The organism is Bacillus sp. FSL E2-8868 (genome assembly GCF_038005505.1).
In the GTDB taxonomy this organism is placed as follows: Bacteria; Bacillota; Bacilli; order Bacillales; family Bacillaceae_G; genus Bacillus_A; species Bacillus_A mycoides.
The window spans coordinates 1,530,775-1,549,119 of the sequence record NZ_JBBOTI010000001.1 but is presented as its reverse complement, the minus strand read 5'-3'; the positions used below and the strand labels follow the sequence as shown (position 1 = coordinate 1,549,119).

The 18,345-nt window shown below is 35.6% G+C and carries 15 protein-coding genes; 2 read left to right on the top strand and 13 right to left on the bottom strand.

Annotated elements, in window-relative coordinates:
• Positions 1 to 32: 32 nt before the first annotated feature.
• The 5 genes from NSS74_RS08105 to NSS74_RS08085 form a co-directional block, all read right to left on the bottom strand.
• Positions 33 to 1,409 carry a sensor histidine kinase gene (locus NSS74_RS08105; protein WP_002142446.1) on the bottom strand — a complete coding sequence of 459 codons (1,377 nt, stop codon included), beginning with the start codon at positions 1,407 to 1,409 and terminating at the stop codon, positions 33 to 35.
• 1 nt (position 1,410) lies between these two features.
• Complete coding sequence (locus tag NSS74_RS08100; protein WP_002013739.1) at positions 1,411 to 2,088, bottom strand: response regulator transcription factor; 678 nt, start codon at positions 2,086 to 2,088, stop codon at positions 1,411 to 1,413.
• Positions 2,089 to 2,323: 235 nt separating this feature from the next.
• On the bottom strand, positions 2,324 to 3,163 hold the full coding sequence (locus NSS74_RS08095) for a YitT family protein (protein ID WP_000747487.1): 840 nt from the start codon (positions 3,161 to 3,163) through the stop codon (positions 2,324 to 2,326).
• 339 nt (positions 3,164 to 3,502) lie between these two features.
• Positions 3,503 to 3,772 (bottom strand): 2TM domain-containing protein, encoded by a 270-nt coding sequence (locus NSS74_RS08090; protein ID WP_002033083.1) that lies wholly within the window; start codon positions 3,770 to 3,772, stop codon positions 3,503 to 3,505.
• A 179-nt stretch (positions 3,773 to 3,951) separates the two neighbouring features.
• Complete coding sequence (locus NSS74_RS08085) at positions 3,952 to 4,593, bottom strand: F0F1 ATP synthase subunit alpha (protein WP_002033082.1); 642 nt, start codon at positions 4,591 to 4,593, stop codon at positions 3,952 to 3,954.
• Between the two features lie 291 nt (positions 4,594 to 4,884).
• On the opposite strand from NSS74_RS08085, the gene NSS74_RS08080 reads away from it, so the two are divergent.
• Together NSS74_RS08080 and NSS74_RS08075 are read left to right on the top strand one after the other, a co-directional pair.
• Positions 4,885 to 5,916, top strand: a complete 1,032-nt coding sequence (locus NSS74_RS08080) for a S66 family peptidase (RefSeq protein ID WP_002033081.1) — start codon at positions 4,885 to 4,887, stop codon at positions 5,914 to 5,916.
• A 196-nt stretch (positions 5,917 to 6,112) separates the two neighbouring features.
• Positions 6,113 to 6,508, top strand: coding sequence for a DUF3224 domain-containing protein (locus tag NSS74_RS08075; protein ID WP_002142448.1), 396 nt, complete (start codon positions 6,113 to 6,115; stop codon positions 6,506 to 6,508).
• A gap of 230 nt (positions 6,509 to 6,738) precedes the next feature.
• Here NSS74_RS08075 and NSS74_RS08070 read toward each other — a convergent pair whose 3' ends face one another.
• The 8 genes from NSS74_RS08070 to NSS74_RS08035 form a co-directional block, all read right to left on the bottom strand.
• Positions 6,739 to 7,116 carry an enoyl-CoA hydratase gene (locus NSS74_RS08070; RefSeq protein WP_002033079.1) on the bottom strand — a complete coding sequence of 126 codons (378 nt, stop codon included), beginning with the start codon at positions 7,114 to 7,116 and terminating at the stop codon, positions 6,739 to 6,741.
• An 85-nt stretch (positions 7,117 to 7,201) separates the two neighbouring features.
• Complete coding sequence (locus tag NSS74_RS08065; RefSeq protein ID WP_002142449.1) at positions 7,202 to 8,449, bottom strand: DUF1015 domain-containing protein; 1,248 nt, start codon at positions 8,447 to 8,449, stop codon at positions 7,202 to 7,204.
• Between the two features lie 13 nt (positions 8,450 to 8,462).
• Entirely contained in the window at positions 8,463 to 9,635 is a 1,173-nt protein-coding gene (locus NSS74_RS08060; protein ID WP_002142451.1) for a 3-phosphoglycerate dehydrogenase family protein, read from the bottom strand.
• A gap of 12 nt (positions 9,636 to 9,647) precedes the next feature.
• Positions 9,648 to 10,730 carry a 3-phosphoserine/phosphohydroxythreonine transaminase gene (gene serC / locus NSS74_RS08055; protein ID WP_002142453.1) on the bottom strand — a complete coding sequence of 361 codons (1,083 nt, stop codon included), beginning with the start codon at positions 10,728 to 10,730 and terminating at the stop codon, positions 9,648 to 9,650.
• 209 nt (positions 10,731 to 10,939) lie between these two features.
• Positions 10,940 to 11,131 (bottom strand): DUF378 domain-containing protein, encoded by a 192-nt coding sequence (locus NSS74_RS08050; protein WP_002084566.1) that lies wholly within the window; start codon positions 11,129 to 11,131, stop codon positions 10,940 to 10,942.
• Positions 11,132 to 11,219: 88 nt separating this feature from the next.
• Positions 11,220 to 12,287, bottom strand: a complete 1,068-nt coding sequence (locus tag NSS74_RS08045) for a glycoside hydrolase family 113 (RefSeq protein WP_016120498.1) — start codon at positions 12,285 to 12,287, stop codon at positions 11,220 to 11,222.
• A gap of 137 nt (positions 12,288 to 12,424) precedes the next feature.
• Positions 12,425 to 14,815 (bottom strand): penicillin acylase family protein, encoded by a 2,391-nt coding sequence (locus NSS74_RS08040; RefSeq protein ID WP_002142454.1) that lies wholly within the window; start codon positions 14,813 to 14,815, stop codon positions 12,425 to 12,427.
• Between the two features lie 101 nt (positions 14,816 to 14,916).
• Positions 14,917 to 18,336 carry a DUF4132 domain-containing protein gene (locus tag NSS74_RS08035; RefSeq protein ID WP_002142455.1) on the bottom strand — a complete coding sequence of 1,140 codons (3,420 nt, stop codon included), beginning with the start codon at positions 18,334 to 18,336 and terminating at the stop codon, positions 14,917 to 14,919.
• Positions 18,337 to 18,345: the final 9 nt, after the last annotated feature.

Here is an 18,345-nt window from a genome sequence, read left to right as displayed (position 1 = left end):
GGCTGTTCTAAAAACAGCCTCTTCCTTTCCATCTATTTCGGAAGCTCAACCCGAACAGTCGTCCCTTCCCCTTTCGTGCTATATACCGAAACGTTTCCATTATGAAGTTCAACAATTTTCTGCACGATCGATAACCCTAAACCACTACCTTCTATGTTTCTTGCCCTTGCCGTATCTACTTTGTAAAAACGATCAAATATACGATCCATTTCTTCTTTTTCCATACCGATTCCGTTATCTGATATAGAAATGACAATACCGGATTCTAATTCTTCTACAACAAATTCAATCGTCCCGCCATCGTTTGAAAACTTAATGCTATTCGTAAAAATATTACTCCATACTTGATGTAGTAGGTTTTCATCACCTTCTATAAATATGTCCGGTACATCAAATTCAACAGCTATATCTTTTTCACGCCATTTCCATTCGAGCATAAAAATGACGTCTTTAATTTGCTTCTGCAGATTGAATTCTTTTATCTGTAAAACCTTCTCTTCTTTATCTAATGAAGCAAGCGTAAGCAACTGTTTACATAAACTAGACATCCGCTTACTTTCACCCTCAATAATTTTCAAGTAACGTTTTCTTTCCTCTTCACTCATATTCTCCGATTGTAATGTTTTCGAAAAACCTTGTATCGAAGAAAGTGGAGATTGGAATTCATGAGAAACGTTAGAAACGAACTCTTGTCTCATTTGGTCTAATTCTTTAATGCTCTTTGTCATCTTTTGAAAATTAGTCGCTAGTGTACCAATTTCATCTTTTCGATTTTCATCTAATTCGATATCATATTCACCACTTGCAATCTTTTGAGTCGCTTTCGTAAATGTTCGAATAGGACGAACAATATACCCTGCTGCGATCGCTATAAAAATGATACTTAATACAACGATGAAACCAAGTAATACCGCTAGAAAAATTCTCATTTCACCAAATTGTTGCTGAATATCAGGGCGAATGAATAAAGCGTACTGTTTATCATCGTGTTTTAGCGGTACACCGACACTATTAATTAATTCATTATCGAAAAATCCTGTAATAAACAAACGGGTTGGATATGTGGAAACGCCATTAAACGTTTCACCTTGCAATACTTTATGAACGGTATCATCACTAATTGTTATCTTACGAAACGCATTCCCAATACGCTTTCCATGATTTTCGTCATTTACAATATAAATTTCATACCCTAACTTCGCAATAGACTGTAAGTATGCCTCTTTATTCTCTTCACTTTGCTTTTCATATAATGATTTTACTTCTTTAGCATACATTAAAATCTTTTCACTATTGTACGGTTTTAACTTCACTTGATAATATACGTTCGTTAATAAAAAACCGATAATACTACTAAGAAGCATAATACCGACTGTCATAAAAACAAATCTAGAATACAATGATTTCATCTTATTTCAACTCCAACTTATAACCGAGTCCGCGTACTGTCGTAATTTGAAAATCATCTGTTCGTTTTGAAAAACGATCTCTCAGTCGCTTCACATGAACGTCAACTGTTCGTTCATCTCCTTCAAAATCCATTCCCCATACTAATTCAATTAATTCTTCTCTTGAAAAGGTTCTTCCAGGATAACTAGCAAGTTGTGATAATAATTCAAATTCCTTTAATGGAAGCAAAATCGTCTGACCGTTACACTTCACTTCAAACCCTTTTCGGTCAATTATCGTCCCATGTAATGTAATAATATCAGCACTAAGCATTTGATAACGGCGCAATAAAGCTTTCATACGGAAAATTACTTCAGCTGGTTCAAATGGTTTTACAATATAATCGTCCGTACCAGAAATGAATCCTTTTTCTTTATCGACTAGCTGATCTTTTGCAGTTAATAAAATAACAGGTATATCATGATACTTCCGAATTTCTTCGCATAACGTATAGCCATCAACAAACGGCATCATAATGTCTACTATCGCAAGATGAATATTTTCTTTCTCTAAAACGCCTTGCGCTACCTTTCCATCTTCCGCTTCAAAAACTTTAAAGCCCTCTTTTTGTAAATGGTAATGCAATAACTCTCTAATATGTTTATCATCATCAGCTAATAAAATATGTATCATCTTCATTAAACCCTCTCTTGTTCATCCTTCTACATTCTTACATTAAGAAACAATTGTACTTTTTGCAAGAAAAAGAAAAACAAACTGCTATTAGTTTTTTTGAATAAGAGTTGATACATAATACGCTACAAGCCAACATTTTAAGATAAATAAAAAGAATCTATTTTGAAAAAAATTATTCAAAATAGATTCTTTCGTTTTAGTATTAAGATTATTTTAATAAAAACAATTTCTACTCTTACTAAGCTTTAGAAATATCAACAAATCCTTCTCCGAACACATCACGAACATCGTGTATAGCGATGAACGCAGCCGGATCCGTAGTTTGAACAATCCGTTTTAGCTTCACTACTTCTTGCTTATTAATAACAATATAAAGAATTTCCTTCGGAGTTTTCGTGTAATAGCCATGACCTGAGTACACAGTAACCCCTCTGCCCATTAAGGTAGTCACCTTCCCGGCAATTTCATTCGGGTTATCAGAAATAATCGTAATGGCTTTCTTCGGATTTAAACCTTCAATTACAAACTCCATCACTTTCGTTGCTACATATAGCATAATAATTGTTATCATCAGTTTTTCTGCACCAATGATGAAATAAGATGAAAACGCAACAATTAAATCGAAGAACAGTAAACCATAGCTAATGCTCCATCCTAAATATTTATGCGTCATCCTTGCTAAGATGGTAGTACCTGCTGTTGTTCCGCCAACACGAATAATAAGACCAATCCCGCACCCGATAAATATTCCTCCGAAAATGGCATTTACGAGCATTTCATCCGAAGCAATCGTCCAGCCTTCTGTTAAATGAAGGAATAGCGAGTTCGTAACTACAGCGATAATCGTATAAATTGTTGTAATCTTATTTAAAAATTTATAACCAGCTATTAACAAAATCGCATTTAAAATTAAGTTAACTAATCCTGGTGACCATTCAAATAAATAGTACGTAATAATCGTGATACCTGTTACCCCGCCTTCTCCAAACTCGTTCGGAATAACAAACAAATTCACACCTAACGCAAAAAGAAATGCACCAATAATAATAAAAATAATGTCTGTCGTTCTTTTTTTCATACAGTACCTCACTTCTTATGTAAATATTTATTCTGTCATAAACTCTCACCATTATATCGTGGAATATTCAAATCGAACAGTGGTTTATTTTTATTTTAATATAGGATGATAAAACAACTTTATCCTATATCCACATGTAATTTAAAAAGTAAAACAACTGTATTTATTATGTACTACAAGTAAAGTTTTGATTTCACATGCAGTTGATGCTAAAAAAATGAATAGGAACACTCACTCGCACAAACTTCGAATACAAAACAAATAGGCGAAGCTATAGAATAGACTTCGCATCAAACATTTGATCAAAGAGATTTATATTCATACATTCCAGAAATAAATTTACTTATCTTTCTCCATATATTCTTTAATCTTTCGTTCTTCCCACTCTTTTCCGAATATCCCAACTGGAAAAGTTGTCAAACCGTGTATAACGATACCGATCCCCCAACCTGCAAGTGGATATAAAAACCATAATTTACTTGAATCAGAGCTTATATTTATAATAAAAAGCATTAAGTTCACTAGTATATAGACCGTTAAATGAATATAAAACGCTTGTAAATTCTCTACCCTTTTTTTAGCTCGTAAATAAACCTCATCTTGCTCCACCCTTAAACACCTCTTTCCATATTGTTTTTTTCACCTTCGCTCCAGTATTAACATCATATTCTAATCAGAAATCCGTTATTCTCAAAAAAACATAAAACAAAAAAGTACCCATCGAATTATCATACATATGATCATTCGATGGGTACTGCATGATACATTTGTTATTTACAAGCGTCTAATTAAGACCAAATCCAAACATCATCATTATTTTCAACGTTGCTCTTTATCTCATGAATTTTTTCGATATGATCCGTTGTGTTGTAGTTAATAGAACTTCCGCCCCAGCCTACATACTTCATATCAATTTTTACTTTCTCACCTGTATTAAATACTTGTCCCTTCGTTAAGAAAACATCAATAATATCTTTTTTCCCGTTTAGCGATGGATACTCAACTACGACATATTTAGTAGAACCGTCTCCTTCATCTTCCATCGTTCCTACTTTTGATACTTCCCCAATTACATAATCAGGAGAACCATCTTCTTTCATGTGCATACCTAATTTATTTGACGTATTTTCAACTGTATTTGCAATCATATATTCAGTAAAATTACGCATCATAGATCCAGTAGCTTTAACCTCATCCCCTACTTTCACATTTGAAAGGGAATCTATATACACACTAACAGGTTCCTCATATTGCTTAGATTTTACGACAATTACACCGTTATCTACTTCTACTACTCGCCCTTCTAACGTCGAGAAATTCGATTCAATAGAAGCGGCACTCGCTTTTGATATTTCTAATCCTGGTAAATTCGTTCCTGATAATGCTGCGATCCCTAAAGCACCTGCTAAAATTATTTTTTTCATACCCATATGTAACCTCTCCATTCATGATGATTATATTTTTTTGATTGGATACGACCAACCTGTAACTATTATAGTTACAGGTTATAGAAAATAGCAACCCTCTTTCTCATGCAATGTTGCATACTGTGATTTTCAAATATAAATCGATTATTCCTATATTCAACACGAGTGCTAAATTCTTGAATACCAGCAGGTAAACGGATTGATAACGAAGAAATTAATGTGATGCATCATATTTTTTCAATGCTACAGTTTGTATAATCGTAGTCCATTACATTATGTAGGAGCGGAGTTAATATGTTAAAGAAACCAAAGAGATTACAGGCAGGAGATATTGTGGCAATAGTAAGTCCTTCATGGGGAGGCGCAGGCGATTCTGAGATAAGATGGCGTTATGAACAAGGAGTAAAGAGATTAGAAGAAGTTTTCGGTCTTACGGTTGTTCCAATGCCGAATAGTTTAAAAGGTAGCGAATTCATTTATAACAACCCAGAGGCTCGTGCGGAAGATTTAATGACAGCATTTAAAGATACGCGCGTGAAAGCAATTATTGCGAATATTGGCGGTGAAGATAGCATCCGCTTACTTCCTTATATAGATTTTAATGTAATACGTGAAAATCCGAAAATTTTTATGGGGTACTCTGACGTTACCGTTTCACACTTGTTTTGTCATAAAGCAGGAGTTTCCTCTTTTTACGGTCCAGCCATTTTAACTGATTTTGCCGAAAATGTAGAGATGGATCCATATACAGTTGAAATGGTAAATCGGACTCTCTTTTCAAATGAGACAATTGGCGAGATTCAACCAGCTCCTGAATGGACAAGTGAGCGTTTAGAATGGATAGAGGTAAATAAAGATACAAAGCGTACGATGCAACAAAACAATGGCTATGAACTACTTCAAGGCTCTACTACCGTACAAGGACGCTTAATTGGTGGCTGTATAGAAGTATTGGAATTTGCAAAAGGAACGGAACTTTGGCCTGAGAAAAAACATTGGGAGAATACCATCATTTTCTTTGAAACTTCTGAAGACCACCCAGAACCAAGCTATATAAAGTATTGGTTACGAAATTACGCAGCGCAAGGCATTCTTCAAAAAGCAAAGGGTATCATCTTTGGTAAACCAAAAGACGAAATGTATTATGAAGAATATAAACATGAAATACTGCAAGTTATGAAAGAACATAACTTAGAAGATTTGCCGATTCTTTATAATTTAAATTTTGGCCATACCGAGCCGAAGTTTATTTTACCTTACGGTGCGATGGCAGAAATTGATTGTGAAAATGGGTCTTTCTCTATTTTAGAGAGTGGCGTGGAATAAAGGAAAACTTTAAATAAGTATAGCCATTTTCCTGATCCTACAGAAAAAATAGCGTGTTTTTTCATTTTAGAGAGTATTTTATTTTGGTTAGCTTGATAGCGACATGAAAGGACCCCAATAAATAAAATCACTCCTATGAGATATGACTGTGAATTGATACTTTTTAAAACTATATAATTGGAGGGAGATTACGTGTATGGAAGTAACATTTACAGTAAGTAAATGGGAGGAAAAACTAATCGATGATACTAGAAAAGATTTTCCTATTAATATTGCCCATGTTGAATATGATATTGATGGTGAATTAAAAGGAAAAGCTTTTGTTGAATACTTATTATATTATTTAGACTCAAATATAAATGATGGTCACTTGGCTACTGCTAAAATTTCTGGATTTTTACACTTTGAAGGAATTTATAAGGGGCAACAAGGGACATTTACAGCTATAGAGCAAGGAATATTCGATAAAGGAAATCTAGATTCCCCAGGAACAATTATTAAAGCTACCGGTAACTTAGAAAGTCTGAGAGGATCCTATCATTATCAGTTTACAGGTCAAACTAGTAAACTAATTTTAGAGTTTGAAATTTAGCTAAATACCTTATAATTTAGTGGAAAGGACATTTCTTGTAATACTGGGAATGTCCTTTTTATTGACGAGCTTATTCAACTATTCTTCTATTAGTTAAGAGAGAACAGAGTATATTACATAACGTCTTATTATCAGTATTCAATGATACATAAAATTTTCGTTATGGGGGGAATTAAAAATCTAAGCCCGAGTGACATGGCCCCCCACCTATTCATTACTTTTCCTACTAACTAAAGAATAATCCCCGAAAAACTCCCCTTCATAACTTCTTTTTCCAGTTGATTCCTACATATAAACATCGCAATAATTTTTGTGCGATGTTTTTCATCGGGTTCAAATTGTTCAATAGTTACGTCACAACGAATTGTATCACCGCTAAAAACAGGACGTAAAAATTCAAAATCCATCTTGCGAGCTAGTACGTTATAGTCACCGCCAATTTTTGTAGGCAGCGTTGATGTTAACAGTCCTTGTACAACAAATCTCCCCTGCTCATCTGGTGTAACATGATGAACACCTTCATCTTTAGATACTTCTGTAAATAAAACAACATCTTCTTTTGTAAACGTTCGCTCAAAGGTGATTTTTTCGCCTACTTGCAATTTCATCGATACCCCTCCTCAAAAACACTTTTAACATAAGAAAAACCGAAACTATAATCATTTCGGTTTTTCAATCTAAAGAAGTCTATATTTATTTTAACGAATGAACAAACAACCCACTGCGCAGTTTTGGTTCAAACCACGTTGATTTTGGCGGCATAATTTCTCCAGCGTCTGCGATTGATAATAAAGCTTCCATTGATGTCGGATATAATGAAAACGCTGCTTTATATTCACCGCTATTTACAAGGCGTTCTAGTTCTTCTAATCCGCGGATTCCTCCGACAAAATCAATGCGTGAATCAGATCGTGGATCATGTATTTCAAGTACTTGGCTTAATAAATGATCTTGCAGAATAGATACATCTAAACCTTTAACGAGATCATTCGCATCAAACGTTTCCTCTTTCACAGTGAGCTTATACCACTTCTCGTTTACATACATGCCAAATGATTTTGGTTCATTTGGTTTATACGGAGAACCATTTGCTTCTTCTACATAAAAGTACTGCGTAATTTGCTTTAAAAACTGCTCGACTGATAAACCATTTAAATCTTTCACAACCCGGTTATAGTCCCAAATTGATAATTCATCATGAGGGAATAAAACAGATAGGAAGAAATTGAATTCCTCTTCTCCTGTGTAATTCGGATATTGCTCTCTTCGCATTAGCCCTACTTTTGCAGCTGATGCAGAGCGGTGATGTCCATCTGCAATGTAAAGACTAGGAATATCTTCAAATGCATTTACTAAAGTGGCAATTACTTCTTCATCTGCAATTTTCCACGCAACATGCCTAACGCCATCTTCTGCTGTAAATGTAAAGATTGGCGCATGTTCTTCTTTCCAGCTTGCAATGAAACGTTTCACTTCTTCTTTTGTACGATACGTTAAAAAAATTGGCCCCGTATTTGCGTCACACACATCTACGTGGCGAATACGATCAAGTTCTTTTTCATGACGCGTTCTTTCATGTTTTTTAATTGTATCATCTTCATACTCGTCAATCGATGTACAAACGACAAGGCCTGACTGCGTTCTTCCTTGCATCGTCAGTTCATAAATGTAAAGCGCTGGCTCCTCATCTTGAACGAACACTTCTTCTTGTATAAATTGCTTTAAATTTTCACCCGCTTTTTCATATACGCGATCATCGTACGGTGAAAGTGCCGGGTCTAAATCAATTTCTGCTTTATCAACGTGTAAGAAAGAATATGGATTCCCTTTTACAACTTCTCTTGCCTCTTCACTATTTAATACGTCATACGGTAAAGCTGCTACTTGTGCTGCTTTTCCTTCTACTGGACGAATAGCACGAAACGGTCGGATTTTTGCCAAGTTTCTCTCTCCTTTACACAATCATTCGAACAGCTACAACACCTGTGATTTTGCTTATATTTTCCACAATATTCTCTTTCATTATATCATCAATTCCGTTATCAATATCAATCATTGTGTACGCCCAAGAATGTTTACTACGATTAATCATATCCGCAATATTAATATGATGTTCTGCTAAGCATCCTGTAATTTGTCCTACCATGTTCGGAACGTTTTGATGCATAATTGTAATTCGTTTTTTTCCAATGTACGGAAGTTCTACGTTTGGATAGTTTACTGAATTACGAATATTACCTGTCTCTAAATATTCACGTAATTGACGTGCAGCCATTACTGCACAATTTTCTTCAGATTCAGACGTAGATGCACCAAGATGAGGCGTTGCTGTTACATTTTTCATCTTTATAACATTTTCATTCGGGAAATCTGTTACGTAATGTGTAATAATATCTTCTTCTAACGCTTTTTGAAGAGCATTTTCATCTACAAGTTCTCCTCTTGAGAAATTGAATAGACGCATTCCTTTTTTCATCGTCTCTATAGCGTGTTCACCAATAATCCCCTTCGTTTGGTTCGTAAGAGGAATATGCAGTGTAATATAATCACACGTTGCAAAGATTTCATCTAGGCTAAACGCTCTTTGTACTTGCGTAGAAAGACGCCATGCTGTTTCAACAGATATATATGGATCGTATCCGACAACGTCCATCCCTAAAGATAACGCATCGTTCGCAACTAAAGCACCAATTGCGCCAAGACCGATAACACCTAAACGTTTCCCTGCAATTTCTGACCCAACGAATTGCTTCTTCCCAGCTTCAACAAGCTGTGGTACTTCTTCTCCATCCAACTCTTTCGTCCAGCTCACTCCATTTATAATATTACGGGAAGACATAATAAGGCTTGCAATAATAAGTTCCTTCACTGCATTCGCATTAGCCCCTGGCGTATTAAATACTACAATCCCTTTTTCTGTACATCGCTCGACAGGAATATTATTTACACCAGCACCAGCTCTTGCAATCGCCTTTAAATCTTCTGAAAACTCTTCTTGATGTAAAGAATAGCTGCGAAGTAAAATACCATCTGGATGACCTACTTTGTCTCCAATTTCATAGCGATTCCCATCAAAAATTTGCAAACCCTTTTCGGCAATTTGATTTAACGTCTGAACACGAAACATATCCCCATCTCCCTATCTATTTTCAAGCTCAAATTCCTTCATATAGTCTACTAATTCTTGTACACCTTGGGTTGGCATCGCATTGTAAACACTAGCACGCATACCGCCGACTGAACGATGTCCTTTTAACGTAACAAGGCCGCGTTCTTTCGATTTTTGTAAAAACTGATTGTTAAGCTCTTCTGACGGTGTTGTAAACGGAATATTCATAAGCGATCGATACGTAGGGTCAACTGGTGAAGTAAACAATTTAGATTCATCTAAAAAATTGTAAAGAAGTGAAGATTTCATTCTATTTTGTTCTTCAATCGCAGATACCCCGCCTTGTTCTTTCAACCACTCTAGTACAAGTTTTGCTACATAAATACTAAAGGTTGGCGGTGTATTATATAGGGAGTTATTTTTACTGTAAGTTTCATAGTTTAACATCGTAGGACAAGCACTATTTGCACTGCCAATTAAATCTCTTTTTATAATTACAATCGTTAAACCCGCTGGCCCTAAATTCTTTTGCGCACCCGCATATATGAGACCAAACTTCGTAACATCATATTGTTCTGATAAAATATTTGAGGACATATCCGCAACGAGCGGCACTCTTTCTAAATGTGGAATATCCACATATTTTGTCCCCTCAATTGTATTGTTCGTTGTAATATGTACATAATCTAGTTCTTCATCATTTGGTAAATCATCCATTTTAGGAATTGTAGTAAACTTCTCTTTTTCAGAAGAAGCAATCACTTTTACTTCTCCTACTTTTCCGGCTTCTTGCAGCGCCTTTTTAGACCATGAACCTGTCAGTACGTACCCAGCTTTTTTATACGTACTCATTAAATTTAACGGTATCATAGAAAATTGTAATGACGCACCGCCCTGTAAAAATAAAACTTCATACTCATCAGGAATGTTCATTAATTCACGAAGTAAGCTACTTGCTTCATCAATAATACTTTGGAAATAAGAAGATCTATGGCTCATTTCCATAACAGACATGCCTGTCCCGTTATAATTTACAAGCTCCTTTTGCACTTTCTCTAAAACTGGCAAAGGGAGTATAGATGGTCCTGCTGAAAAATTATACACTCTCTCCATCACCCAGATAACCTCCCTATTTCTCATTTTTATTATTTTTTAAACTTTCTGAATTATAACCTATATACAATACACGGTCAATTTGTTTTCCGTTATTACGGTGCAAGACGCAATGGAATCGCTTGCATGTGCACCCTGCTTTTTATAAACATACAAAAAAGTGTTAAGTACATAATCGTACTTAACACTCTAGTAATTAAGTATAATAGCTACTTACTCGTAAAGAACCGATCGAAAATTTGATAAATAGCTGAAAGACCAAAGAGCCAATAAATAGTATCCACAAGTGCCGGCATAGAACCAAACCATTTCTCAACTACATTATAATCTAGCGCCACAAACAACCAATTCAAACCGCCAAGAATCACCAAAATTACTGTAAGGTATGACAAAAATTTCATTATGATTGCCCCCTAGGTGATAAGATGGTGAAAGGCCTTTCACTAAAATATATGTAATAGATTCTAAAACTTACCTATTTTATAAAATTTATTTTCGATACCAGCCATTAATAACTGTCTCTGCTTCTTTACTATGTATTTGATATGAATGATTACTATCATTAGATCCGATAAACCAAATTGAAAAACCTTTAAAATATGGCTTCGCTTCTAATACATCTCGGTAAGCACGCCACCCGTTAAGTTGTACATCTTTCGAAAACACATTCGTAACATCTGGGTTCCACGGGCTTTGTAGTCCAAGTTCACGTGCTGGGACATTAAATCCACCAAAATAAACTGGCTTTCCAGTTGTTTTATGTAATGTCTCAAGTTGCTGAACGACATTTTGGCCACGATTGTATACTGTCGTCGCAAATAAGCTTTGTTTTACTTCTTCGTATGATGGATTTCTTTTTCCTGAAACTTCAAACCAACTATCAATACTTACAATGTCCACCTTTTTTAAATACGGGCGATTTATTTTCTCTTTAAATTTCGCCTCATAAGAAGGATCAAAGCTTGCAGTTAACCACCAATTCATTTGATACAAAACATTTCCTTTATACTGCTGGCGAACAAAATTAATCGTATCATTCCAATATCCTTCTGCATATTCCATATTCACGAAATTAGAAGCGATTTTCAGCCCATAAATATTGTACTTACTTGTAATGGAATTAAAAATATCTTGTAAAACAACCGTTTTCCAATTCCAGAAGAAATCGTTAATATTACTAGGGTTCCACTCTGTTTCTCCAATATTTCCTTGCTGAATAAACGGAAACGGCTCCAATATAACTTGTATATTACGCTTTAATAATTCTTGAATTAAAATAATAGCTTGTTTCTTTTGCGCCTGATTAATTACCATATTAGCCGAATTCACATCCGAAATATCTACTTGAATAGGTACATTCACCGTATTTAAATTCAAGCGCTCTACATCTGCTAACACTTTCGCTACATTGCCTACTTCCCATACCGTTACGTTTCCTGATTTTATTTTTCCAGATTGAACAGTATTTACATCCGCCTGTATATTTCCCTGGAAACAAAAAGAAAACAACATGATACACACTCCTAAAATACTTATTAAACTCTTATTTTTCTTCACAAGTTTCCCCCTATATTTTTTGGCATTCTTGCTTATTCTATACAATGTTTCACATATATTCCATAAGAAAAATAATTCAAAAAAAGAGCGGTTCTCCCGCTCCTTTACAAACCATTCCATCTCAAAATATCTACACATTATTTAGGGACTAAATTTAACACTTTCCCTTCTATCCCATCTGTATTAAGTGTAGTCGTATGATACTCACCGTTCACCCAATCATCGATTTGATCATGATACCAATCGCTTCTAAAATGTCCTGACTGTCCCGGCCCTACGATATGATAACCGTTTGACATATCTTTCGTATCAATAACAAATCTCCAAGATGCCCCATGATTTACAATACCGTTATCTCCGTAACTCGCTGCTTGAACGGTAACTTGACTTCCGCCTATTGGAACTGGTTTCTCACGATTAAATGCGAGTAATGCTAATATACTAGATGATCTCGAAATTGGATGTGTAAAAGCAAGTTGATGGTAATCGCCCCACTTCCACTCCGCAACATTCGGTCCATATTCCTTCTGTAATTTCTTCATTACATTTTCGTACGATGTATGTACAACTTCTGTGAAGCCTCCGTACTTCGTAAACCAAGCGCTATTTTCTCCTGCTACTTCTTTTCGAATCAATTCATCAACTACTTGTGACTTCCCTTCAAATAACTCCATCACATCTTTCGGTATTTCTTTTGAAAATAGCGTATTCGAAATCTCTTTCATTAACAAATGGAATATTAATGGTGCCGCTTCATCTTTACTATCGTAAAAATTCCACTTTGTTAATTGTTTTACGCCTTCTTTCTCTACTTCATTTAAAGATGCTTTATTTAACTCTTTTAACAATATAGGAGTAAACTCTTTCCCATATAAATTTTTTTGATCCATCTGTAAATCTTCTAAATCTTTCACCGTATACTTTTCCTTCTCTTGTAAAAACTCTTGAATACGCATTTGCCTGTACGGCTGCGCCCACGTATTACTAATATGGTACGGGTAATTATCATCAACGATTTTATTATTTGCAGTTGAAATAAACCCTTGTTTTGGATTTATTACTTTCGGTAGCTGATCAAACGGAATATACCCTTCCCATTCATATTCGTCTGTCCACCCCGGAACTGGCAAACTACCATCGCCTTTTTTACGCACTGGTATATTTCCATTCGCTTTGTAAGCAATGGTTCCGTCATTTGATGCAAACACAAAGTTTTGAGTTGGTGTATGAAAATCTTGAAGAGCAGTTTCAAACTCATTCCAGTCTTTCGCTTTATTCATATTTAATACAGCCTTTAATTCAGCTGATGGCTCTAAAGCAGTCCATTTCAAAGCGAATACTGTTTTCGTTTTCTCTTTCCCTTTATCTGCAAACTCTGAAATGACTGGACCATGCCTCGTAACCGTCACGTTATACGGAATTGTTTTCCCGCCTTTTACTTTAATAGATTCATCAACAACTGTAGCTTTTTCCCATTTATCGTTATACAGAAATTCATTTTCATTAGTAGGATTTCTCTTTTCAATATATAAATCTTGCACATCAGGACCTGTATTCGTAACGCCCCATGCTATTTTGTCATTGTGGCCTAATATAACACCTGGCACTCCCGCGAAAATAACGCCACTCACATGTAAGTCTTTCATTTCAAGTTTCGATTGATACCATATAGAAGGTGTCGCAAGAGATAAATGAGGATCATCCGCTAAAATCGGCTTACCAGATACACTCTTTTCACCACTCACAACCCAGTTATTACTACCGTTAAACTCTGGTGGAATAACTGTCTTTGAAAAACTTTGTGCTACATCCACATTTGTATTTTTCAGTTCAGCTAGCAATCTAGGTGCATCTTTCGGATATGTAGGAAATAGCTCATTTGCTTGCTCTTCCGGAAGATTTTTCAACGCCCAATATCGAAATGCTTGTCCGTGCCAATGTCCTCCTAAATCAAACGCCATATACTTTCCAATCGTTAAAGAATCCACGATTGACCATTCAGCAGGTTCATATCCTAATATAGTAAACTCAACCGGCAATTTCTTTTCCTCTTTTGCCTCACGTATAAAAGTATTCACCCCATCAGCAAATGACTGCAGGGCATATTTCGCTTCCCCATCATATTGACTAACAGATGCTTCTGCCGCTCGCCGTAAACCGAGCGTTCGAAACAATTTATCTCGATCAACAGCTGCTTCCCCTACAACTTCACTTAACATACCAGAAGCTTGTCTTCTACTTAAATCCATTTGAAACAAACGATCTTGCGCTTGTACATACCCTTGCGAGAAATATAAATCATGCGCATTTTCCGCTTTAATATGTGGTACACCTTTACTATCTCGTTTCACCGCAACAGCATGTTGTAAATCCTCAAGTTTTATCGTTCCATCTATCTTTGGCACAGAACTAAGCGTATATATGTTCAAAAAAATCATAGCGCAAATAAACAAAAAAAGAACGATACTACTAGACCAAATAAAAATTCTTTTTCCCCTATTTCGTTTCTTTTTTATGACGACTTCCATACAATCCCTCCTCTCTCAATCTATTCGCTTCTATTGTGAAAGAACCTTTTAGAAAAATTGAAAAACCCCCTTCATTTTCCTATCAATGAAGGGGGTTTTTCTTATCGTCCGCTACGCCAGCTTTCATTATGACCAAGATTTGAACCGGTCGCTAATTGCACATCATATAACATTTCACTAAAGAATCGCTTATCTACTTGTTTTGGTACAATGCGTCTCTCATCATCAATTTCGTCGTATTCATATGAACCGCGGTTCACTGTACCCGCTTTATAAAATTGAATTTCAAATACACATACATCTTCTTCACCTTCATATCCAATCGGCGCTCCGCTAAATGAAAGTTCCGCTCCTACTCCAGTTCGAGTATCTTCTTTATAAAACGTATAATAAAAACCGCCATCTTGAACCGATCCGCGAGTCCATCCAAGTTTCGTCATCTTACCGAATAACGAGCGACCATTTAGTAAAATACCGCCAAATCTCTCAACAGCAATCTCATCATTTCCCTCTACTACAAACACTGGACGTTCAATTTGTAAGAAGGGCTGGACAATTCCCGAATTTGTCAGTTGCTCTTTCCACAACTCCTTTTCCGCCTCGGATAATTCTAACGGATGAATTAAACCAATAACAGTTCCAGGTGAAAGCTCATGACGCTCTCCTATCATTGAATAAAACATATCACCCGCCGCATAACGGAACGTTCTCAGCAACTTTCCTTCCGTATATTCACCCCAAACAAGTGAAATGGCAAATTGCTTCATAATTGGATTTTCCATAAATACCGACTTCCACGTATCGTATGACCAATAGCGCTTTAGTGATAGAGCAGTTTCCAAACGTTGTTTCTGCATAGAAAGAGCACTTCGAAGCTCTTTCTTTAAAGCGGCTAACTCTTTCTTAGCTTCTTCAGCTTTTTCTACATCATCTTTTGCATTTGGCTTTGGAAGTGACTTCATACGTTTTCCTTCTTCTGTCACTAATTCAATTTTCGACTCTGAAGTTAAAATAGCAGTAAAACATCTATTCCCAAAATCAATCTCCTTCTCACCACTTATATTGAGGCCAAGATTTGGTGCCAGTTGATCTTCCAACTCTTCTTCTGTTATACCACGTGTTTTCGCAGCAAGACTTAGTGCTTCTTTTGCCGCATTACGCACTAACTTATGCTTATATTTAAATGCCATCGCATGAATAGATACAAGTGCAAGCTTAGATGAGGACAACCCCAGAGCGCGAACAGCATCCGCTGCAATCTTTCCTCTCATATGAAGGACCCATTCATCAATTTGCTTTTTAAGTATACCGACCATTTTATCATCACTATACATCCCATATAACGAAAGAATACCACGTTTCTTCACATCTGCATCTTGAGAAATCCATACTTGATATATTTCTTGTACATATTCCTTCAAGTCTTGTTCATTCAAAATAGTACTAATTACTTCAGCCGCATCTTTCTTCTCAATAACGGAATCTGATACATACTGATTTACATATGCTAGCGGAAGTTTTACATCGGCTATTTCATTTGAATTACGAAGACGAATTTGTGGTTCGTTCCCAATCCATTGCACAAATGAATTTCTTTTTTGTTCCGTTACTATACGACTACAAAGTTCTTCTATATTTTCTGAATCTCCACCCACTCCAAGTAACGGAGCAAACTTCTCAATAAAAGAGGCGTTCTTCTTTTCTTGCAAAGCTTCCTGTACCATTTGTATATATTTCCCAACCTTATACTCTAGTAGTATTTTCATCACATTTTCACGAACAATTTTCTTTTTATTATTAAGTTCAACTGCTACATCTTCTGCCGCTTCTACATCTTTTGAAAGAATTTCCACTACAGACTCGCGCATTTTTTTAGATGAATCTCCTAAGCATTTGATCAAAATGGGACGCATTTTAATCATGTTATCCTTTACTAACTCTTCTAAAATATATGCTTTTGCCACAGCAGAATACTCATCAAATCGTTCAATTATGTATGCTTGTTCTTTTACAATGACATGAACAAGCGCTTCCTTCGCCTTGTTTCTCTCTTCACTGTAGCATGCAGCTTGTTCAACTGCATAAGTGATAAGCTTTTCCTGACTTAATCCATACGAAAGAAGATCTTCTAATACTTGTTTCGGTTCTATCCCTCTGACAGAACATTCGTACAGAAGTTCGTATAAATTAACGTTATATTCATCTCCGAATTGCAGTGTAAGTACAGCTTCCCTCTTCGCTACATCATCTACATCCCAAAGGAGTGCAACCTCTAATACTGGCATCCCCCAATACATACTTCTATACTTAGGATTTTTAAGTATTTGCTTCATATCCTCAAATGACACTTTCCCTATTAAATAATCACGATATGTATCCCGCACTGTAGACAATTTAATTTGCAAAGCAGCCACAAAAAATTCTTCTCGCATTTTCCCTCTATTTAGCTCATGTCCTTTTTCAGCTAACATTCGTGCGATGATGAGATAATTAATTTTACTTAAATAATGCAAAGTACGTTGAACAAATTCAGGATTTTCTTTCGCCATGAAGCATAGCAATTCATATTCATACGTCTTACAAAATTCTTTATTATTTAAATCATGTTGCCTCAGACGGTGCGCAAAAAATCTTTCCTCAGAAATCCAAAACTGTTTACAAAAACTTTGAATTTCATCATATGTTTTCTTATTTACACTACCTGTTCTTTTGTAGTTTTGAAGCTGACCGAGAGCTTGACACATGTAACGCGTAGCATGGTTCATAAAACCCCAAACGTTTCTCTTCGCTAATATTTCAACATATCGCCTCGCAACATTTGAATACTTATGAATACTAAATAATAGCCGCCAAATATATTCTGGTAAAGCCCCACCTACAAATAATTCCCTATCACTTTCACCCTTTATATACCGTTCAACAGCTTCAACCTTTTCCTTTTCTCCATTCAAATTCAATATAAATTCAGCATGTTCTTCTAATCTCTCGTCCAATAAAGAGCTATATGTACGGAATCTCTCATAATCTACTTCAAACATTACAAGAAGTAGCGATAATTGCTGCTTTATTGATAAAGCTGACAACTGCTCTTCTATATAGTTCGGATTCTCGCTTATTAATTCTCTAAGAAAAACATACGCTTCATCCACATAACTTGAAATATTGGATAAATATTTGCATGCACTTGCTACAAGTTTCTCCAAAGGAAGTTCACTTTTTTCTAAATAAACCTTCATATTAGAAAAATTCACATATTTAAACCTTATTATAAGAACATTTAACAATTGCTCCCCTAGCAAATAATAAAATAACCGAAAGAAAGCCGGATCTTGTTTATATACTTTTCTAAAATCATTTATAAATTGCTCGGCAAAATCGCCTCTTTTTTGATCTCTAATTGTCGTTAGTTGAATATTATTTAAAATCTCTTCTTCTCTCGTTTCTAAATAACGTGATGATAATTGTTCCTGTTCTTCTGTCATATGAATATATTGAAACAACTGAGATGTATTAGTAGTCAAACTTTGTTC